The sequence below is a fragment of the Pseudomonas sp. B21-036 genome (assembly GCF_024748925.1).
Lineage (GTDB): Bacteria > Pseudomonadota > Gammaproteobacteria > Pseudomonadales > Pseudomonadaceae > Aquipseudomonas > Aquipseudomonas palmensis.
The window spans coordinates 2,458,265-2,477,224 of the sequence record NZ_CP087178.1 but is presented as its reverse complement, the minus strand read 5'-3'; the positions used below and the strand labels follow the sequence as shown (position 1 = coordinate 2,477,224).

Genomic DNA, 18,960 nt, shown 5'->3' with positions numbered 1-18,960 from the left:
CGATGAGCGACTTCTCTACCCTTGAACTGATTCGCGACCCGCGCGGCTTCGCCACCCTGTGGCTGAGCCGCGAGGCCAAGAACAACGCCTTCAACGCGCAGATGATCCGCGAACTGATCATCGCCATCGACCAGATCGGCAACGACGCCAGCCTGCGCTTCATGGTGCTGCGCGGGCGCGGCCGGCACTTCAGTGCCGGCGCCGACCTTGCCTGGATGCAGCAGTCGGCGCAGTTGGACTACAACACCAACCTGGACGACGCCCGCGAGCTGGCCGAGCTGATGTACAACCTGGCGCGGCTCAAGGTGCCGACCCTGGCGGTGGTCCAGGGCGCAGCCTTCGGCGGTGCCGTGGGGCTGATCAGTTGCTGCGACATGGCCATCGGTGCCGACGACGCGCAGCTGTGCCTGTCGGAAGTGCGCATCGGCCTGGCGCCGGCGGTGATCAGCCCGTTCGTGGTGCAGGCCATGGGCGAGCGCGCCACCCGCCGCTATGCCCTGACCGCCGAACGCTTCAGCGGCGAGCGGGCCCGCGAACTGGGCCTGCTGGCCGAAACCTGCCCGGCCGCGCAGCTGGATGCCGAGGTCGAGCGCTGGGTCGACAACCTGCTGCTCAACAGCCCGCAGGCCATGTGCGCCAGCAAGGAGCTGCTGCGCGAAGTGGGCAATGGTGAGCTCACCCCTGCCCTGCGCCGCTACTGTGAAGGCGCCATTGCGCGTATCCGCGTGAGCGCCGAAGGCCAGGAGGGCCTGCGCGCCTTCCTCGAAAAACGCACGCCAGCCTGGCAAACCCCCGCTTCGGACAAGGAGCCACGCCCATGAGCCGCCCTCTGCTGACCACCCTGCTGGTCGCCAACCGTGGCGAGATCGCCTGCCGCGTGATGCGCACCGCAAAGGCCATGGGCCTGACCACCGTGGCCGTGCACAGCGCCATCGACCGCGATGCGCGGCACAGCCGCGAAGCGGATATCCGGGTTGACCTGGGTGGCGCCAAGGCGGCCGAGAGCTACCTGGACATCCCCAGGCTGATTGCCGCGGCCAAGGCCAGCGGCGCCCAGGCGATACACCCGGGCTATGGCTTTCTGTCTGAGAACGCAGGCTTTGCCCGGGCCATCGAAGAAGCCGGGCTGATCTTCCTCGGCCCGCCGGCCAGTGCCATCGACGCAATGGGCAGCAAGTCGGCGGCCAAGGCGCTGATGGAAGTGGCCGGGGTACCGCTGGTGCCTGGCTACCACGGCGAAGCCCAGGACCTGGAGACCTTCCGCGCGGCCGCGCAGCGCATCGGCTACCCCGTACTGCTCAAGGCCACCGCCGGTGGCGGTGGCAAGGGCATGAAGGTGGTCGAGCAGGAAAGCCAGCTGGGTGAAGCCCTGGCCTCGGCCCAGCGTGAAGCGCTGTCGTCGTTCGGCGACGCACGCATGCTGGTCGAAAAGTACGTGCTCAAGCCGCGTCACGTCGAGATCCAGGTGTTCGCCGACCAGCATGGCAACTGCCTGTACCTGAACGAGCGCGACTGCTCGATCCAGCGTCGTCACCAGAAGGTGGTCGAGGAAGCCCCGGCCCCCGGCCTGAGTTCGGCGCAGCGCCAGGCCATGGGCGAGGCGGCGGTACGTGCGGCCCAGGCCATCGGCTATGTGGGCGCAGGCACGGTCGAGTTCCTGCTCGATGCCCGTGGCGAATTCTTCTTCATGGAAATGAACACCCGCCTGCAGGTGGAGCACCCGGTGACCGAGGCGATCACCGGCCTGGACCTGGTGGCCTGGCAGATCCGCGTGGCATGCGGCGAGGCGCTGCCGCTGACGCAGGATCAGGTGCCGCTGCACGGGCATGCCATCGAGGTACGCCTGTACGCCGAGGACCCGGCCAACGACTTTCTGCCGGCCACCGGGCACCTGGCGCTGTACCGCGAGTCGGCGCCGGGCGAAGGGCGCCGGGTCGACAGCGGCGTGTGCGAAGGTGACAGCATCTCGCCGTTCTACGACCCGATGCTGGGCAAGCTGATTGCCTGGGGCGAGAACCGGGAGCAGGCACGCCTGCGCCTGCTGGCGATGCTCGACAGCTTCGCCATTGGCGGCCTGAAGACCAACATCGCCTTCCTGCGCCGCATCCTGGCCCACCGCGCCTTCGCCGAGGCCGAACTGGATACCGGGTTCATCCCGCGCTATCAGGATCAACTGCTGCCCGCGCCCGTCGCGTTGCCGACAGCGTTCTGGCAGGCTGCCGGGCAGGCCTTCCAGCAATCGCGCCCCGCCTGCGTGCGCGCTGATGACCGGCACTCGCCGTGGGCAGCCGCCACCGGTTTCAGGCCGGGCGTACCGGCGCAGACCGCCCTGCACCTGCGCTGCAATGGCGAAGATCGGGCACTGAGCCTGAACCCCGGGTCGTTGTCCGCGCGCATGGACGGCGAGCACCTGGTGATCGAGCACGAAGGCGTGCGGCGCAGGCACCTGGCCGTGCGCCGTGGGCAAACGCTGTATCTGGAGTGGGATGGCGAGCTGCACGGGGTAAGCGCTTTCGACCCGATTGCCGAGGCGGACGCCGGCCATGCGCACCAGGGCGGCATGAGTGCGCCCATGAACGGCAGCATCGTGCGGGTACTGGTGGAGGTCGGTCAGGCGGTCGAGGCCGGCACGCAACTGGTGGTGCTGGAGGCCATGAAGATGGAGCACAGCATCCGCGCACCCCAGGCCGGGACGGTCAAGGCACTGTATTGCCAGGAAGGCGAGATGGTCAGCGAAGGGGCCGCGCTGGTGGAGCTGGAGGTTCAGGAAGGCTGACGGCACTGCACTTGCACAGGGTTTTGTGGGCGCCATGAAACCCTGTGTGGGCCGGCTTGCCAGCGACGCTTTTCAGCCCAGCCGGATAGACGCCTGCACCACCACACCGAGCACCTCGGTGCCCTCCTCCCACGTCAGTTTGGGCCAGGTGGGATTGAGCGGCTGCAAGTACCGCTGACCACCCTCCTCGACCAGCTGGCGAAACACCGCGACAGGATTGCCGGGCAGGCGCGCGATCACCAGCGCGCCGATCTCGGCAGTTCGACCGCTGTCCACCAGCACCATCATGCCCGCCGGCACGCTCAGGCCCATGGGCGAATTCATCGCGTCACCTTCCACCGTCAGCCAGTAGCACGGGCCATCGGCCAGGTGGTCGCTGAGCACGGTCGGCGCGCCTTCGACAGGCTCGGCCAGGTGCTCCCAGTCCGACAGCGGGTAGCGGAATGCACCCAGCGCCGGTGTGGCATAGACCCCGGACGGCTCCGCGACGGCGTCGTCGCAGACCACGCCCATGCGCCCCATGCCCAGTATCCGCAGGATCTCATCGATGGTGGCCAGCGGTGGGTTGTTCCTTCCCCGAATCCAATGGCCAACGCCACCTTGGGTCACCCCGAGGCGTTCGGCCAGTTTCTCCTGCGTGAGGCCCAGCTCGCGCATTCTGGCTTTCGCCAGTTCATTCCATTTTTTCATCGCTGGCACGATACGGACTGACAGCAGCGACTCAATACATAATCTGTAGTATTTAAGCGATGGAATACAATACAACATGTACTTAGGATTGAAGGGTAATCTTTTCCTACTCACTACAAGGAAGGCAGCCCCATGACCCCACCCCCTTTCAACGACCTGGACAGCGAAGCGGCACGCCGCGCACTGGACTATTACCTCAACCCTACCCCATCTACGGTCAGCCACACGGATGACCAGCTGTTCATCGCCCGCCAGGACCTCTCGGCCGAAGCGGCCACCGAACACGCCTCGAGCATGCTGCGCTGCGCGGCAGCCAGCGCCTACGAGTCGGCCGACAACCTCAAGGGCAACCCACGGGACATGGCCTTCTCGGTGATGCACATGATCAACATGGCCAGGGCGCTGCTGGACCGCAGCCTCGCGGAACAGGCCAGGCGGCAGGAGCTTCAATCAAGGGAGGGATGATGGGCAACGGGAACGGCGGTGGGGCAGGCCGTGGTTCAACGACCAGGCACAACGATGCGGAATTTTTTGCTGGATAACAGAAAATTCATTTGACTTGAAAATGAGAACGATTATTATTGCAAGCAACTGGTCGCGAGACTGGTTGGATAACTGAAAGCCCTTAGGTCGGACTCTCAGATTATCTCCTCATCAGGCTAATCACGGTTTTTGACCCGGCTTTTTGCCGGGTCTTTTTTTTGGCTCTTCAGGCTAATGAAGGCGGGTGGTGCTTGAATGGCAGCGATGATAGCAAATGTATGTCTCGATATGTAACCCCGAGGCAAGCCTTTGCCGATTCAGCACTTGAGAATCAATCTCATGTAGATTAAGCTGTCGCAGCGTCAGGGAAGACGCCCCCTTCTCTTCAGTCGTTTCTTTCTGCAAGGAGCTCGTACATGACCCGTCTGTTGCTGCCCCTTGAACACCATCACGATAGCGCCGACCTCGGCGAAGATGCCCTGCTCGTGCGCCTGAAAAAGCTGCCACGTCGGGTACAGCAGGTGTTCCTGCTCAATCGTCTCGATCAACTGTCGTTCGCCGCCATCGCCCAGCGCCTGGATATCGGCGCACCGACCGTGGAACGGCACATGGGCCAGGTACTGCAGGCCGCCCTGCCGGTGCGCAGCACCTCCAGCACTGCGGCGGCGCAATGGTATGTGCGCCTGCAGAGCCCGGACATCACCGCCAGCGAGCGCATCGACTTTCGTCGCTGGCTGGATGCCGCCCCCGAACACCTGCATGCGTTCCATGCCACCGAACTGCGCTGGCGCAACCTGCTGGCACCGGCCCGGCAACTGGGCGATGGGCACTGGTATCGCCAGGCCTGGGCCGGTGTTTCGCTGGGAGGCTGCTCGGTGGCGCTCGGCCTGGGGTTGGCAGCGGCGCTGGCGATCGGTTTCTGGTCGTGATCCAGGGGTGTAGAGTGGTTGGCACAACAACTCTACCGGAGCCTGGCCATGACCGTGACGCTGTCCCCCGTTAGCATCGATTGCGCATTCGATGCCGGCAACATCCTGCTCGTCGATGCCGGCAACCCGTCCCGGATTCACCTGAACATCCGCCCCGACACCCACAGCGGGCATTTCCAGTGGTTTCACTTCAAGGCCAGCGGGCTGACGCCCGGGCATACCCACGCCTTCAGCCTGGACAACGCCAGCCAGTCGTCCTATAGCGCCGCATGGGAGGGCTACCAGGCGGTAGCGTCCTACGACCAGCAGAACTGGTTTCGCGTGCCGACCCGCTACGACGGCAAGGCCCTGCACTTCAGCCTTGAGCCCCGCGAAACACAGGCCTGGTTCGCCTATTTCGAGCCCTACCCGCGCGCGCGGCACAATCAGCTGATCGAACGCGCCAGCGCCTTGCCGGGCGTCGAACTGCTGGCCACCGGGCGCAGCGTCGAAGGGCGCGATATCCCGTTGCTGCGGGCGGGCGACGGGGGCGCGGGCAAGCGCAAGCTGTGGATCATCGCCCAGCAGCACCCCGGCGAGCACATGGCCGAGTGGTTCATGGAGGGCGTGATCGACCGCATACAGGGTAACGATGCCACCGTGCAGGCCCTACTGGCGGTCGCCGACCTGTACCTGATCCCCAACATGAACCCGGACGGTGCCGCTGCCGGGCACCTGCGCACCAATGCCAGGGGCAAGGACCTCAACCGCGCCTGGCAGGATGCGAACATCGAACACACCCCTGAGGTGCTGTTCGCCCAGCAGCAGATGAAGCTGTATGGCGTGGACCTGTTCCTGGATGCCCATGGCGATGAGGAAATACCCCATGTGTTCACGGCCGGGTGCGAAGGCAACCCGGGCTACACGGATCGGATCGCGGCGCTGGAGGAGCGTTTTCGCAGCACCCTGTGCAGCGTGACCCGGGACTTCCAGACCACCCACGGCTACCCGCGCAGCAAGCCTGGGCAGGCCAACATGACCCTGGCATGCAATGCGGTGGGCCAGGCGCATGACTGCCTGTCGCTGACCCTGGAGATGCCGTTCAAGGACCACGACGACGCGCCCGATGCGGTGACCGGCTGGTCGGGTGGACGCTCCAAGGCGCTGGGCAGCGCGGTGATCGACACCTTGGCGAAGCTGGTCGCAGCGCTGCGCTAGGGGCTGGCGCACCGTCGCCCCGCAGCGCTCCCCATCGCGGGTCAAGCCCGCTCCCACAAGGCTTGCAGTGCCCTGTGGGAGCGGCCTGACCCGCGATGAGGCAGGTCAGGCCGGCGGCGGCCCCGCCACCCGCACGCAATCATCCGGCCCCAGCACCCGCCCATCCGCCGCTCGCAGCTGCAGCGGGCCCACCGGCGCCCCGCTCTGGCGGTCCACCAGCACCGAATGCGCCTCGCCAGGCTGGTAGAAAAACGCCTCGCCCCACTGGCGCAGCCCCACGATCAAGGGAAACAACCCGCGCCCCTTCTCGGTCAGCACGTACTCCTGGTACGCGCTGCCATCCGACGCCGGCACCAGCTCCAGAATCCGGTGCTCCACCAACTGGCGCAAGCGCGAGGCCAAAATGTTCTTGGCCATGCCCAGGTTGCGCTGGAACTCGCCAAAGCGGCGCAAGCCATCAAACGCATCACGCACGATCAACAGCGACCACCAGTCACCGATCGCGTCCAGTGACCGGGCCACCGGGCATTCGGCATCTTGCAGGCGGGTACGCTGAACCATGGTCGCTCTCGGCAGGCTGAAAAAAGTAGTTGCAATATAAAACCGGTCCTCTCAGCATACAACAAGTTTCATTATGCAACCACATAGGACATCGCCATGCCCGCCTCCCCTGCGCCCCGGCTTTCGCCGTGGCTCGCCCTGCTGTTCTCCGTCGCCTGCGCACTGGCGGTGGCCAACGTGTATTACGCCCAGCCGCTGCTGGACGCGATGGCCCGCGACTTCGCCATCGACCCGGCGCTGGTGGGGCTGGTGGTGACCCTGACCCAGGTGGGCTACGGCCTGGGCCTGATACTGCTGGTGCCTCTGGGCGACCTGTTCGAGCGGCGCCGGCTGATCGTGCTGCAGTCGCTGCTGTCGGTGCTGGCCCTGCTGATGATCGCGCTGGCCACCAGCAGCGCCTGGCTGTTTGTCGGCATGGCCCTGACCGGCCTGTTGGCGGTGGTGGCGCAACTGCTGGTGGCGCATGCCGCCAGCGTATCGGCCGACACCGAACGCGGGCATGTGGTGGGCATGGTCACCAGCGGTATCGTGATCGGCATCCTGCTGGCCCGCACCCTGTCCGGGGCGATGGCCGATCTGGCCGGCTGGCGCTCGATCTACGCCCTGTCGGCAGCGCTGACCCTGCTGATGACCCTGCTGCTGTGGCGCGTGCTGCCCGCACACACGGCTGCGCGCCCCAACACTGGCTACGGCGCGCTGCTGGTGTCGTTGTGGCAACTGGTGCGCGAGCAGCCGGTGCTGCGCCAGCGGGCCCTGCTGGCGATGCTCAGCTTCGCTTCGGCCATGGTGCTGTGGACCCCGCTGGTACTGCCCCTGAGCGCCCCGCCGCTGTCGTTGTCGGCAACCGAGGTGGGCCTGTTCGGCCTGGCCGGCGCAGCCGGGGCGCTGGCCGCCGCGCGTGCCGGCGGGCTGGCCGACCGTGGCCTGGGGCAACGGGTCAGCGGCCTCTCGCTGCTGCTGATGATCGGTTCGTGGGGCGCCATCGCCCTCACCCAGCAATCGCTGTGGGCACTGCTGCTGGGGGTGGTGGTGTTCGACCTGGGCCTGCAGGCGCTGCACGTGGCCAGCCAGAGCCTGATCTACCGCCTGCCGGCCGATACTCACAGCCGGCTCACCGCCGCCTACATGCTGTTCTACTCCATCGGCAGTGCACTGGGCTCGCTGGCCTCGACGCTGGCCTACGCCTGGGGCGGCTGGCTGCTGGTATGCGTGCTGGGCGCGGGGTTGAATGTGCTGGCACTGGGGTATTGGTGGCGCACCGTGCGCCAGCCGGCTCAGAACTGCACGTCGAGTATCACGCTGTCCAGGTAGTCGCCGGCCGGCGGCGTGGCCTGGTCGGTGTAGACCCTGGCGTTGTAGTTGAACACCTGGCTGCCGGCCGCGCTGCCACTGCCATTGCCGTTGCCCGGGTTGATGTCGGCGTCGCTGCTGGCGCGCCGCGCACTGCTCAGGCTGCCCCAGCGCACGCCCCCGCCACTCTTGAAGATGTCATAGGCCAGGTAGTTGCCGGCGCTGGATTTCATGCGCCGACGCCCGCCTGCCACGTTCTGCCCGTCATCCAGCCCCACCGTGTAGGCACTGCCCTTGGTACAGGCCAGGTTGACGTTCTGGCTCACCGTGGCGAACCCGCTGACCACCGGCGCGCTGCCGAACACGATGTTGGGCGAGCTGATCTGGCAGTCGTTGGTGACGGTCAGGTTGATGGTCAGGGTGGTAGTGGCGTTGAACACCTGCCGCCCCAGGCAGGCGCTGCCCAGACCCAGCCCCCAGCAATAGTCGATGCTCCAGGCCACGGTGAACGTCTCCTGGTACAGGCCGGCCGCCACGTTGCTGGTCATTTGCGTGCGCAGGTAGATGGGCACGGTCTTGGGCGAGGTGCCGCCGAGCAGGCCCAGGGCATCGATGATGCCGTTGCGCGCAAAATCGTAGGGCTGGCCCCGGGTGATCGGGTAGCTGGTGCTGTTGTTGGCGTACAGCGTGTAGAGGATGACGTCGCCGGTGGGGCCCACCAGCCCGGTGGTGCCGTTGTTGGCGGTGAAGGTGGCCTTGAAGGAGTCATCCGAACGCAGCAGGGTCAGCAGCGAACCGGTGCAGCTCAAGCCGGCACTGGGCGCCGTGGTGGTCTGCACCGTGGTGCGTATCAGGGTGGAGTTGACCAGGCCGAAAGTGGCCGGCGTGGTTGCCAGCACCTGGCACAGCGCCTGGGCGCGCATGCCGGCCAGCAGTGCCAGCAGCGCAAGCAGCCCCGTCAGCCGGCGCTTCACTGGCACACCAGCGGGCCGATCAGCGGCACCTGGTCGGCCTGCGCCTTGAGCTCGAACTGCACCCGGCAACTGCCGCCTCCGGCCAGTTGCACCACCAGGCTGTTGTGTTCGCTCAGGTCCTCCAGGTACACCAGGCCATCCCAGCCCACCACCGCCAGCGCGCCGCTCTGCTCGTGGCGTACCTGGCTGCCCACGGCCAGTTCGTTGTTGCCGGCATCCACCAGCACCACGCTGGCGGCCAGTACCCGGCGCAACGGAAATTCCAGCAGGTAGCCGGCGCCGCGCCTTACCGCCACACGCTGCTCCACATTCGGCGAGCGCACATCGGGGGGCAGTTCCAGCGGGTCGATCTCGTACTTGCCGCGGTAGTAGCCGCTGCCGTAGGGCACCAGCAGGTGCCCCTGGCTGTCGGTGTGCCCCACCACCTGGTTCTCGTAGCGCACCGGCACATCGGCAAAGCCTTCGGTACTGACCAGCACGAAGGCGTCGTCGATGCGATTGGCCGCGAACACCCCGGCGTCCATCAGCACCACCGAGCCGCTGGCGTCGGCCCAGCGGGTCATGTTGTCGCTGCTGCCGTACACCCCGGCCTGCAACTGCACCGATTGCAGGCGCCAGGTCAGGTCGGCCTGACGGTAGGTTTCACGGTCGCCACCGGCATAGCCCAGGTTGAACCCCACGCCGCCCTGGGCGGGTACGGCGCGGCTGTAGTTGACCCGCTGCAGGTTCTCGCCCTGCTGGTTGCGCTCCAGGCTCAGGGCCAGCGTGCCGTGCAGGTCGAAGGGCACCACCAGCTGCGCCTGCACCGCCCACTGGCTGTCGTCCAGGTCGCGGTTGGCCGACAGGTACAGGCTGCTGTTGCCCCACAGCGGCTTGCTCCAGCTGAGGTTGAGCAGGCGCGTGCGCGAGTTGTCGGCGGCGCGCACGTCGAAGTAGCCCGCCCCCAGGCTGCCATAGCGTTGCAGGTTGAGGCTCAGGGTGACCTGCTCGCTGCGCTGGCTGAGGCGGATATACGGGCTGTCGACCAGCGACAGGTCGGCGTAGTCGCCATGACGCTCCAGGCGCTGGTAGTTGAAGCCCAGCCAGCGGTTGTTGTACTGGTAGCCCAGGCTCAACTGCTGGCCACTGCGACCTTCGAAGCGGCTCTGGCTCAGCGCCGTGTTGAGCACGCCGAAGTTGCCCACCCGCAGGTTGCCGCCCAGCCCGCCCAGGCCCAGGGACCCGGCCGCCTCGGCATGGCTTTCCAGCGTGAAGTAGTCGGTCAGGCCATAGCGCAGGCTGCCCGCCGCAACGCCGGGGCCGTAGGCAAAGTCGCGCACGGCATAGTCGCGGCGCAGGGCGCCGGCCGCCACCGAGAAGTCCGCCAGCCCCTGTTGCAGCAGGCTGCTGGTGACGTAGAACGGCAACGTGGTCGAGACCTGCCGGCCAAGGGCGTCGGTGGTCACCACCACCGCCTCGCCGGCACCGTTGATGAACGGCACGTTGGTCAGGGTATAGGGGCCTGGCTGCAGGTCGGCACTGGCGCTCTTGTAGCCATTGATGAACAGGTCCACCGACGAGGGCACCGCGGCTTCACCGGCGAAGGCCGGCAAGGGGTAGGTCACCAGGTCCGGGCGCACGGCAAAGTCCCGCGACAGCTGCACCCCGCCCACCCGCACCGAGCTGGTCCAGGGCAAGGCGCCGGTCAGCACATCGCCGGCCTCGAAGGTCAGCAGGCGCGCCTCGTCGGTGTAGCGCCAGGTGGTGTCGTACCGCCGAAAACCTTCCTGGGCGCCTTCGTAGCCTGCCCCGCCGAGGCGCTGGCGCCACTGCCCGGTGGTGGAGAAGGTGCCCCAGCTGTCGAACACCCGCAGTTCGTTCCAGGCTGCCAGGTAGGTGCCCCCCTCATCGGTGTCGTTGAAGTAGGCGTCGTAGTTGAGCAAGGCGCCGAAACTGCTCAACGCCTCGCCGGCCGGCCCCAGCGAGCGCTCGCCGATACGCTGGTTGGGCAGCCACGCCGCCGGCACCTGCACCAGCAGCCGCTGGTTCTGGCTGTCGTACTCGCTGTGCAAGCCATCGATGGCGTCCAGCACCAGTTCCGGGCCGGGCTGCCCGGGCAGTTGCACGCCCGCCGCCTGCAGGTCGGCGGTGGCCATGTACAGGCGCCCGGCCCGCTGGTGCACCAGCACCACGCTAGCGCTGCTCATCTGGTTGACCACCAGTTCCAGGTACAACGGCGCATCGGCGACAGCCTCCATACTCGCAGGGGGTGGCGGCAGTTCGCCTGCGACCGCGCTGCCCGCCAGCAGCACCGCCAGCGTCACGCTGCGGGTGCAGGCCAGAGAAGTACTCACGCACGCCGTCCCACCATGTCCGGGTCCTCCCTGGCCCCTGCTCCATCTTCATGCGCCCTTGAGGCGCCGGGCTCAGTGGCCCTGGTTGATGGTCTGGGGCGGCTCGGCCCCGTTGACGCGCCCTTTCAGCACACTGGCCGCCGAGGCTGCTGCAGGTGCCGGCCAGCGCATGCTCGCGCCGGGCAGTACATAACCCAGCAAGCCGTCGACCAGCGGCTTGCTCTGGGCGCCCTGCTGCATCACCACATCGGTGAGGCGCGCATGCACCGGCCCCACGTTGCGGATCTCGACGAAAGGCTTGCCCTGCTGCGATACCTGTCGCCAGCTCAGCAACGGCGTGCCCACGCCCGCTGCATCACGCTTGCCCTCGGCGTCCGGCTTGCTCCACAGCCCCTGGCCGTAGACGAACAATGGCACCGAGTAGCGCATCTGGAAGCGGATCTGCGCCTGGGAAGTCTGCGCATCGCTGGCCGGCAGGGCGGGTGGGATTTCGTCGATGATGATGCGGTAGGCCTGTTCCTGGCCGGCCGGCGACTGGCCGGTGCGGGTCAGGCGAATCAGCTGTTTCTCACCCGGCTTGATGGTCGCTACCGGCGGGCTGCCGATGATCTCGCGCTGGGGCTGGAACTGGTCGTCATACCCGTCCTGGCGCCAGGCGAACACCCTGACCTGCAGGTTCGCCGGGGTGGTGCCACGGTTTTCCAACCACAACGCCCCGGCCTTCTGGTCGGCCTCCAGCACCGGGTCGATCGGCCAGATCAACACCGATGTGGCCGCCTGGGCGCCCCCTGCGCCGAGCAAGGCGCCCACCAGCAGCCACTTGCCCATCCCTTGCCATCCACGTGCGTACAGCGCCATGCACCCTCTCCTTTGGCTTGTTCCGATACAACCCCGGGAGCGCACTCACCAGGACAACACCACTTGCACCACGTCGGTGTAGGTGCCCGCCGGCAACACGCCGGGTAACTGGGCTTGCGCATACACCGGCAGCTTGATCGCCGTCGGATCGCTGTAACTGACCGCCACGAGCTGACCGATGCCCAGCACCTGGGACAAGGCCGCGTCGCGGTACAACTGATAGGCCACCAGCGAGGTACCGCTGGTGCGCTTGAGGTTGCGTACCCCGTTGTTGTTCAGGCCACCGTCGACGCTCATCTTCAGGGCCACCCCGGGCGTGCATTGCAGGGTCACCGTGGTGCCTGCCAGCTGGGTGTTCACGCTGGCGGCGCCGAGCGCCGGACGGGTGCCGAAGTCCAGGGTGCCGTAGTTGCTGGCGCCGCCCACCACCAGGCAACCTGCCGCAATCGTCGCGCTGACCTGAAGCGTGCTGGTGAGCGCGGCATCCAGCGGCATGGGCACTGCCCAGGCCAGCACCGCAAGGCCACCGAGCAACCGGCGCATGACCTAGAAGCTCAGCTCGACCGCCACCGTGTCGGTGTACACCCCTGGCGGCAGCGACGGCTTGCCCACGGCGCGGCCGTACAGGTTGACGGTCTGCGCCACCCCGGTGCTGGTGGCGAGGGTGATGGTGCCGTTGATTGCCAGCAGATTGGTGTGCCCGGCATCGGTATAGAAGTCATAGGGCACGTAGTTGGTGCCCATGGCCAGCGCGCGGCTGCCACCGGTGGTGGCCGCGTCATGCGCGCCTGCGCCCACCTTCACCACCGGCGTGGCACCGGGCGAACACAGCACGCTGATGGCGCCGCCACCACCGGTGCCGATCACCTGGGCGCTGGCCTCGGTGAACAGGGCAATCTGCGAGCCGAAATCCAGGTTACCGAAGTTGACCCCGGTGGTGGCGGTCGAACCGTTCACCTGGCAGGCCGCGGTCAGGGTCAGGGTGGCGTTGATATTGCCCGTGACCGTGGCCGCCTGGGCCTGGCTGGCAAGGGCCAGGCCAAGCCCGGCGAAGAGTATGCGTGAGACGTTGGGATGCATGAGTCACTCCTTGTTGTTACCAGTCCAGGGTCACCATCAGGGTGTCACGGTAGATGCCGGCCGGCAGCGCCCTGGGGTGTGCCACCACGGCGCCGTAGATCGGTATGGGGATTTGCGCAGCGCTGCTGATCGAGAAGTTGCGCTGCTGGCCGATGCCGTAGCGCACTGCACCGCTTGGATCGGCCGCCAGCTGGTAGGGGATGAGCTCGCTCCCGTTGCGCAGGCGGCGCACGCCGTTGGCATCGTTGCTGCCGCCATTGATGCTCACCGTGAAGGCCCGCACCGAGGGGTTGCAGCTGACCTGCAGGGTGCCGCTGCCGCCGGTCTGGTCGAGGTTGGCGCTCAGCGGGCGGGCCCAGCTTGGCCCCTGGGTGCCGAAGTCCAGCAGGCCCAGGCCGCCACCGGCCGGGCTGTCGTCCGGCACATTGCTGATCTGGCAGGCTGCGCTGATCACCAGGCGTGCCTGGATATGCCCGCTGAGGGCGGCATTGGCCATCGGACACAACAGCAAGGGCCCGAGGCTGATCAACAGAATCTGCGATGTCTTCATGCTGCCAGTTCCTTTAGCACGCACAGGGTCACCAGGTGACGGTCACCTTGAGCAAGTCCGAGTAATGGCCGACACGGGGCACCTGGGCCAGGGTGTCGATGCGGGCGTACAGCGGCAGTTCCACCGACCCCGAGTCGGGTACGCGTGCGTGCTGGGCGATGTTCACCGCCAGCGGAGTGCGCCAGGCCGGGTCCTGGTAGAGGCGGTACGGGATGGGGCGGGCCTGTGGCGTGTCGCTGGCCAGGTAGCGCACCTCGCCGACGCCGCCATGCTGGCCGCCATCGACCTTCACCTGGTACAGCGTGTCGGGGTTGCATTCCAGACGTGGGGGGCGTTGTTGCAGCAAGGCGCCGGTCAGCGGGCCTTGCGGATCGTCCAGGCGCGCGGTACGGCCGAAGTCGAGCAGGCCCTGGGCCTGGGCGCCGGCATCGCGGGTCTGGTGCACCAGCTGACAACCACGCTGTACATCCACGCGAACTTCCACCAGAAAATCTGCGGCGGCGGCAGCGTCTGCGACAACCAGCCCGAGCAGCGCAGCCAGAGAGCGTCCCTTCACCGTTACCCTCCTTGCAATGCAGGATCCATCTGTTCCAGAGGGTAGCAGCCGAAGAAAAACCTGCCAGCAAGCTCGGAAATGTATAGGCCGCGTACAAGAACCTTCCTACATGACCTGCCAGGCACGACATGACTGGCAGCCCAACCCCCTATTCGGTACATTAGCGCCGCCCACTCAGCCGGCCCCTGTGCCCGGCACCCCCAAGGAGCCTGAGATTGACCGCCTTACCGCCGTCCTGGATCCGTTCGCCGCTGCGCGCCCTGCGCCAGCGCCTGGCTGCCCGTGCACACCCGCCGGCCAAGCGCCTGGCGGCTGTTGAAGTCGATGAATTCTTCCGACGAAAGGCCGATGAGCAGGGCTATACCTTGAGCCACGGCCAGCAGCGGGTGATCGCCTGCATGGCCGAGCAGGCCGCGCACCTGGCTGACGGCACGGCGCGCAGCCTGTACCTGTACGGGGCGGTGGGACGGGGCAAGAGCTGGCTGCTGGACGGCTTCTTCCAGTCACTGGAGCATCCGCACAAGCGCCGCCTGCACTTTCACGATTTCTTCGCCCAGTTGCACGAGGGCATGTTCCGCCATCGCCAGCAGGACGATGCGCTGGGCGCGACCCTGGACGAGCTGCTGCAAGGCTGCCAGGTGCTGTGCTTCGACGAGTTCCACGTGCACGACATCGGCGACGCGATGCTCATCACCGGCCTGTTCAAGGCGCTGTTCGAGCGCCGCGTGTTCGTGCTGCTGACCTCCAACTACCCGCCTGCCGGGCTGCTGCCCAACCCGCTCTACCACCAGCGCTTCGAACCGGTGATCCGCCTGATCGAGGCGCACATGCAGGTGCTTGAAGTGGGCGGCGAGAAGGACTACCGCAGCCACCCGGCCTCCGGCAGCCAGCAGCGCTTCACCCAGGGTCACTACCTCTGGCCCGGCAGCCCGGCGCAGCGCCATGCCGCCGGCCTGGATCACGCCGGCGCGCCGGTAAGGCTGCAGGTGGGCAAGCGCTCGCTGCACGCCCTGTTCAGCCAGGAGCGCGCGGTAGGCTTCAGCTTCGAGGCGATCTGCGAACAACCCACGGCGGTGATGGACTACCTGGAGCTGGCGCGCCGCTACGACCACTGGGTGATCGAGCACCTGCCGGACCTGGCGCAGTGCTCGATGGCGGCGCAGCAGCGCTTCATCAACCTGGTGGACGTGCTGTATGACCAGGACAAGCACCTGGTGCTGGTCGGCCAGGCCTCGCTGTGCGAAAGCCTGGGCGGCAGCGCCATCGACCTGGCCCGCACCCGCAGCCGGCTGGGCCAGCTCAATGTGCTGGGCCCGGTGGCCTGCCCGGGTTGACCCTCAGCTGGCCCGCGCCAGGCTGGCCAGCACCCCTTCGATCTCGGCCAGCACGGCCGGGTCGTCCAGGGTCGAAGGCGGGGTGTAGGGCTGGTGGTCGGCGATCTTGCGCAGCACCGCCCGCAAAATCTTGCCCGAGCGGGTCTTGGGCAGGCGCTTGACCACCCGCACCTGGTTGAAGCAGGCCAGCGCGCCGATCTGCTCGCGCACGCTGGCCACCAGTTCGGCCTGCAACTGCTGCTCGCTCAGGCTGACCCCGTCCTTGAGCACCACCAGGCCCAACGGCACCTGGCCCTTGATTTCGTCGCGCACCCCCACCACCGCGCACTCGGCAATCGCCGGGTGGCGCGCCACCAGGTCTTCCATCTCGCCGGTGGACAGCCGGTGCCCGGACACGTTGATCACGTCATCGGTGCGCCCCATGATGTAGACGAAACCGTCCTCGTCGAGGTAGCCGCCATCGCCGGTGTGGTAGTAGCCGGGGTGGCTGTGCAGGTAGGCCTGCAGGTAGCGCGCATGGTCGCCCCACAGCGTCTGGCTGCAGCCGGGTGGCAGCGGCAGTGCGATCACGATGGCACCCTGCTCGTTGGGGCCCAGAAGGTGCCCGTCGTCGTCCAGCACGCGCACGTGGTAACCCGGCACGGCGCGGTTGCTCGAACCCGGACGCACCCCGCAACCTTCCAGCCCGACGCAGGGCGCGGTCACCGGCCAGCCGGTTTCGGTCTGCCACCAGTGGTCGTGCACGGCCTTGCCGCTGGCTGCCTCCAGCCATTGATGGGTGCTGGAGTCGAGTTTTTCCCCGGCCAGGAAGATCTGGCGCAGCGAGCTCAGGTCATGGCGCTTGAACAGCTCGCCCTGCGGGTCTTCCTTGCGGATTGCGCGCATGGCCGTGGGTGCGCAGAACAGCCCGTTGACCCGGTACTGCTCCACCACGCGCCAGTAGGCGGCAGCGTCCGGGGTGCGGATCGGCTTGCCCTCGTAGAACACCGTGGTGCAGCCGTTCATCAGCGGCCCGTAGACGATCAGCGAGTGCCCCACCACCCAGCCCACGTCGGAGATGCCCCACCACACATCCCCCGGCTGCATGCCGTAGATATGGCGCAGGGCAAAGCGCAGCGCCACGGCGTTGCCGCCGTTCTCACGCACGATGCCCTTGGGTTTGCCGGTGGTGCCGGAGGTGTACATGATGTACAGCGGGTCGCCTGCGGCCAAGGCCACCGGTGGCACCGGGCTGGCCGCAGCCACTGCCGCCTGCCAGTCCAGATCGCGGCCTTCGCGCAGCTCGGCGCGGGCCTGCGGGCGCTGCAGCACCAGCACCTGGCGCGGCTGGTGGGTGGCCAGTTGCAGGGCCTTGTCCACCAGCGGCTTGTATTCGATGACGCGGTCGAACTCCAGCCCGCAGGAGGCGGTGAGCAACAGCGCAGGCCGCGCATCGTCGATGCGCAGGGCCAGCTCGTTGGCGGCAAAGCCACCGAACACCACCGAATGCACCGCGCCGATGCGGGCGCAGGCCAGCATTGCCATGGCCGCCTGCGGCACCATCGGCATGTAGATGATCACCCCATCGCCCTGCTTCACCCCCAGCTCGCGCAGCAGGCCGGCCAGGCGCGCCACCTCCTCGCGCAGTTGCACGAAGGTGAAAGTCTGGCGGGTGTCGGTGACGGGCGAGTCGTAGATCAGTGCGGTCTGCTCGCCACGGCCCTGCTCGATCTGGTGGTCGAGGGCCAGGTAGCAGCTGTTGAGCTGCCCGTCGGCGAACCACTGGTGGGTGCCGTCGGGGTTGGCCACAAGGGTCTGCGCAGGCTTGCGGTACCAGGCCAGGTGGTCAGCCTGTTCGGCCCAGAACGCAGCGGGGTCGGCAATGGAGCGGTCGTAGCTGTGCTGGTAAGTCATCGATCGGTAACCCTGAACTTTGTTGTTATTAAAAGGGCGAATATCGAGTATGGACGCCAATTGCGCGCCTGCCATGGTACTTAAGTCGGGTATCATCGCCGCCGTCTTCATTGCCCTTGCAGCCCCTTCATGCACACCCTCGACGACCTCAGGCGCGGCCGCCTGGCAGGTGCCACCCGCCTCGACCTGAACTGCGGGCTCACGCAGTTCCCGGATGAGATCTTCGAACTGGCCGACAGCCTCGAAGTGCTCAACCTGAGCGGCAATGCGTTGAGCAGCCTGCCCCATGACCTGGGCCGACTGCACCGGCTCAAGGTGCTGTTCTGCTCCCACAACCGGTTCACCGAGGTGCCGGCCAGCGTAGGCCAGTGCCTGCGCCTGGAAATGCTCGGGTTGCGCAACAACCGCATCACGCACCTGCCGGCCGCCGCATTGGGCCCCAACCTGCGGGCACTGGTGCTGACCGAGAATTGCCTTGAACAGTTGCCCGACGCACTGGGCGACTGCCAGCAGCTGCAAAAGCTGATGCTGGCGGGCAACCGCCTGCGCGCCCTGCCGGCCAGCCTTGCGCGGTGCCAGCGGCTCGAACTGCTGCGGGTGTCGGCCAACCGGTTGAGCGAACTGCCCCAGTGGCTGCTGACGATGCCCCGCCTGGCGTGGCTGGCATATGCCGGCAACCCCTTGCCCCAGGGCCTTGCGGCGCCCCAGGCGCCGGGCCGGTGCGACGCCATCGACTGGCACGCCCTCGAGCTGGGCGAGGTGCTGGGCCAGGGCGCCTCCGGGGTGATTCACCGCGTGCAGGTGGCGGGCCGAAAGGCGGCGCTCAAGCTGTACAAGGGCCAGATGACCAGCGATGGCTCGCCGCTCAACGAAATGCAGGCGTGCGTGGCAGCTGGCGCCCACCCGAACCTGATCCCGCTGCTGGGGCAGGTAGCCAACCACCCGCACCAGGTGCCGGGGTTGCTGATGGCGCTGGTGGGCACCCACCTGTCTGCCCTGGCCGGGCCGCCCAGCCTGCAAACCTGCACCCGAGACGTCTACCCGCCTGACCTGTGCCTTGGCCTGCAAGCCGCAACCCGGCTGGCGACGGCCATCGCGTCGGTCGCGGCGCACCTGCACCAGCGCGGCATCACCCACGGCGACCTGTACGCGCACAACATCCTGTGCGATGCACAGGGCAACGCGGTGCTCGGGGACTTTGGCGCGGCATCGTTCTTTGCGCAGGATGGCAGTGTTGCAGCAGACGCATTGCAGCGTATCGAGGTGCGGGCGTTCGGGGTGTTGCTGGGGGAACTGCTGGCGTGTTGCGGGGAGGCGTCAGAGGAACTGGCGGACTTGCAGGCGAGCTGTGTTCAGCCGCAGGTGCTGGCAAGGCCGGATTTTGCGCAGGTTGAACGGGTGCTTCGCCGGCAAGGCCGGCTCCTGCAAGAGGCGTAGGAGCAGGCCTTGCCGGCGA

At 67.2% G+C, this 18,960-nt stretch carries 18 protein-coding genes; 8 read left to right on the top strand and 10 right to left on the bottom strand.

Annotated features, from left to right (window positions below; genetic code table 11):
* Positions 1–2 precede the first annotated feature (2 nt).
* Positions 3–821, top strand: coding sequence for a gamma-carboxygeranoyl-CoA hydratase (locus LOY33_RS11035; protein WP_043863961.1), 819 nt, complete (start codon positions 3–5; stop codon positions 819–821).
* Positions 818–2,776 (top strand): acetyl/propionyl/methylcrotonyl-CoA carboxylase subunit alpha, encoded by a 1,959-nt coding sequence (locus LOY33_RS11030; RefSeq protein WP_258662627.1) that lies wholly within the window; start codon positions 818–820, stop codon positions 2,774–2,776. The genes LOY33_RS11035 and LOY33_RS11030 overlap by 4 nt, the downstream gene beginning before the upstream one ends.
* 72 nt (positions 2,777–2,848) lie before the next feature.
* On the opposite strand, the gene LOY33_RS11025 is transcribed toward LOY33_RS11030, so the two are convergent.
* Complete coding sequence (locus tag LOY33_RS11025; protein WP_078481708.1) at positions 2,849–3,466, bottom strand: LexA family transcriptional regulator; 618 nt, start codon at positions 3,464–3,466, stop codon at positions 2,849–2,851.
* 132 nt (positions 3,467–3,598) lie between these two features.
* Between LOY33_RS11025 and LOY33_RS11020 the strand changes: the two genes are divergently transcribed.
* The 3 genes from LOY33_RS11020 (at position 3,599) to LOY33_RS11010 (ending at position 6,075) form a co-directional block, all read left to right on the top strand.
* Positions 3,599–3,931, top strand: a complete 333-nt coding sequence (locus tag LOY33_RS11020; protein WP_043863964.1) for a DUF6124 family protein — start codon at positions 3,599–3,601, stop codon at positions 3,929–3,931.
* A 434-nt stretch (positions 3,932–4,365) separates the two neighbouring features.
* Positions 4,366–4,878 (top strand): DUF4880 domain-containing protein, encoded by a 513-nt coding sequence (locus tag LOY33_RS11015; protein ID WP_258662626.1) that lies wholly within the window; start codon positions 4,366–4,368, stop codon positions 4,876–4,878.
* Between the two features lie 48 nt (positions 4,879–4,926).
* Positions 4,927–6,075: a M14-type cytosolic carboxypeptidase gene (locus LOY33_RS11010; RefSeq protein WP_058540284.1), complete on the top strand. Its 1,149-nt coding sequence runs from the start codon at positions 4,927–4,929 to the stop codon at positions 6,073–6,075.
* Between the two features lie 105 nt (positions 6,076–6,180).
* Here the strand turns inward: LOY33_RS11010 and LOY33_RS11005 are convergent, their stop codons facing one another.
* The gene (locus LOY33_RS11005) at positions 6,181–6,636 is read right to left on the bottom strand and encodes a helix-turn-helix domain-containing protein (RefSeq protein WP_043863967.1); all 456 of its coding nucleotides are present in this window, start codon (positions 6,634–6,636) and stop codon (positions 6,181–6,183) included.
* 96 nt (positions 6,637–6,732) lie between these two features.
* Here LOY33_RS11005 and LOY33_RS11000 point away from each other — a divergent pair, with 96 nt between their 5' ends.
* Positions 6,733–7,947 (top strand): MFS transporter, encoded by a 1,215-nt coding sequence (locus tag LOY33_RS11000; protein ID WP_078481709.1) that lies wholly within the window; start codon positions 6,733–6,735, stop codon positions 7,945–7,947.
* Here LOY33_RS11000 and LOY33_RS10995 read toward each other — a convergent pair.
* The 7 genes from LOY33_RS10995 to LOY33_RS10965 form a co-directional block, all read right to left on the bottom strand.
* A complete protein-coding gene (locus LOY33_RS10995) occupies positions 7,911–8,849 on the bottom strand; it encodes a spore coat U domain-containing protein (RefSeq protein ID WP_100632862.1) in 939 nt (312 codons plus the stop codon). The two genes, LOY33_RS11000 and LOY33_RS10995, sit on opposite strands and share 37 nt — an antisense overlap.
* Before the next feature lie 47 nt (positions 8,850–8,896).
* The gene (locus LOY33_RS10990; RefSeq protein ID WP_258662882.1) at positions 8,897–11,137 is read right to left on the bottom strand and encodes a fimbria/pilus outer membrane usher protein; all 2,241 of its coding nucleotides are present in this window, start codon (positions 11,135–11,137) and stop codon (positions 8,897–8,899) included.
* A gap of 168 nt (positions 11,138–11,305) precedes the next feature.
* Complete coding sequence (locus tag LOY33_RS10985) at positions 11,306–12,091, bottom strand: molecular chaperone (RefSeq protein WP_078481711.1); 786 nt, start codon at positions 12,089–12,091, stop codon at positions 11,306–11,308.
* A 45-nt stretch (positions 12,092–12,136) separates the two neighbouring features.
* Positions 12,137–12,634 carry a spore coat U domain-containing protein gene (locus LOY33_RS10980; RefSeq protein WP_043863969.1) on the bottom strand — a complete coding sequence of 166 codons (498 nt, stop codon included), beginning with the start codon at positions 12,632–12,634 and terminating at the stop codon, positions 12,137–12,139.
* Between the two features lie 3 nt (positions 12,635–12,637).
* A complete protein-coding gene (locus LOY33_RS10975) occupies positions 12,638–13,171 on the bottom strand; it encodes a spore coat U domain-containing protein (RefSeq protein WP_043863970.1) in 534 nt (177 codons plus the stop codon).
* A gap of 16 nt (positions 13,172–13,187) precedes the next feature.
* On the bottom strand, positions 13,188–13,721 hold the full coding sequence (locus tag LOY33_RS10970; protein ID WP_043863971.1) for a spore coat U domain-containing protein: 534 nt from the start codon (positions 13,719–13,721) through the stop codon (positions 13,188–13,190).
* Positions 13,722–13,749: 28 nt separating this feature from the next.
* Complete coding sequence (locus LOY33_RS10965) at positions 13,750–14,277, bottom strand: spore coat U domain-containing protein (RefSeq protein ID WP_078481712.1); 528 nt, start codon at positions 14,275–14,277, stop codon at positions 13,750–13,752.
* 215 nt (positions 14,278–14,492) lie between these two features.
* On the opposite strand from LOY33_RS10965, the gene zapE reads away from it, so the two are divergent.
* Positions 14,493–15,611: a cell division protein ZapE gene (zapE, locus tag LOY33_RS10960; RefSeq protein ID WP_408980695.1), complete on the top strand. Its 1,119-nt coding sequence runs from the start codon at positions 14,493–14,495 to the stop codon at positions 15,609–15,611.
* A 3-nt stretch (positions 15,612–15,614) separates the two neighbouring features.
* Here zapE and LOY33_RS10955 read toward each other — a convergent pair whose 3' ends face one another.
* Positions 15,615–17,504 (bottom strand): propionyl-CoA synthetase, encoded by a 1,890-nt coding sequence (locus tag LOY33_RS10955; RefSeq protein WP_258662625.1) that lies wholly within the window; start codon positions 17,502–17,504, stop codon positions 15,615–15,617.
* A 129-nt stretch (positions 17,505–17,633) separates the two neighbouring features.
* Between LOY33_RS10955 and LOY33_RS10950 the strand changes: the two genes are divergently transcribed.
* Positions 17,634–18,941 (top strand): leucine-rich repeat-containing protein kinase family protein, encoded by a 1,308-nt coding sequence (locus LOY33_RS10950; RefSeq protein ID WP_258662624.1) that lies wholly within the window; start codon positions 17,634–17,636, stop codon positions 18,939–18,941.
* Positions 18,942–18,960 lie beyond the last annotated feature (19 nt).

Bases quoted from the DNA above. Each gene is read 5' to 3' on its own strand.
- LOY33_RS11020 (WP_043863964.1), top strand. From the start codon at position 3,599: ATGACCCCACCCCCTTTCAACGACCTGGACAGCGAAGCGGCACGCCGC.
- LOY33_RS10975 (WP_043863970.1), bottom strand. From the start codon at position 13,171: ATGCATCCCAACGTCTCACGCATACTCTTCGCCGGGCTTGGCCTGGCC.
- LOY33_RS11025 (WP_078481708.1), bottom strand. From the start codon at position 3,466: ATGAAAAAATGGAATGAACTGGCGAAAGCCAGAATGCGCGAGCTGGGC.
- LOY33_RS11000 (WP_078481709.1), top strand. From the start codon at position 6,733: ATGCCCGCCTCCCCTGCGCCCCGGCTTTCGCCGTGGCTCGCCCTGCTG.
- LOY33_RS10995 (WP_100632862.1), bottom strand. From the start codon at position 8,849: ATGCGCGCCCAGGCGCTGTGCCAGGTGCTGGCAACCACGCCGGCCACT.
- LOY33_RS10970 (WP_043863971.1), bottom strand. From the start codon at position 13,721: ATGAAGACATCGCAGATTCTGTTGATCAGCCTCGGGCCCTTGCTGTTG.
- LOY33_RS10955 (WP_258662625.1), bottom strand. From the start codon at position 17,504: ATGACTTACCAGCACAGCTACGACCGCTCCATTGCCGACCCCGCTGCG.
- LOY33_RS11035 (WP_043863961.1), top strand. From the start codon at position 3: ATGAGCGACTTCTCTACCCTTGAACTGATTCGCGACCCGCGCGGCTTC.
- LOY33_RS11005 (WP_043863967.1), bottom strand. From the start codon at position 6,636: ATGGTTCAGCGTACCCGCCTGCAAGATGCCGAATGCCCGGTGGCCCGG.
- LOY33_RS11015 (WP_258662626.1), top strand. From the start codon at position 4,366: ATGACCCGTCTGTTGCTGCCCCTTGAACACCATCACGATAGCGCCGAC.
- LOY33_RS10985 (WP_078481711.1), bottom strand. From the start codon at position 12,091: ATGGCGCTGTACGCACGTGGATGGCAAGGGATGGGCAAGTGGCTGCTG.
- LOY33_RS10990 (WP_258662882.1), bottom strand. From the start codon at position 11,137: ATGGAGGCTGTCGCCGATGCGCCGTTGTACCTGGAACTGGTGGTCAAC.
- LOY33_RS10980 (WP_043863969.1), bottom strand. From the start codon at position 12,634: ATGCGCCGGTTGCTCGGTGGCCTTGCGGTGCTGGCCTGGGCAGTGCCC.
- LOY33_RS11030 (WP_258662627.1), top strand. From the start codon at position 818: ATGAGCCGCCCTCTGCTGACCACCCTGCTGGTCGCCAACCGTGGCGAG.
- LOY33_RS11010 (WP_058540284.1), top strand. From the start codon at position 4,927: ATGACCGTGACGCTGTCCCCCGTTAGCATCGATTGCGCATTCGATGCC.
- LOY33_RS10950 (WP_258662624.1), top strand. From the start codon at position 17,634: ATGCACACCCTCGACGACCTCAGGCGCGGCCGCCTGGCAGGTGCCACC.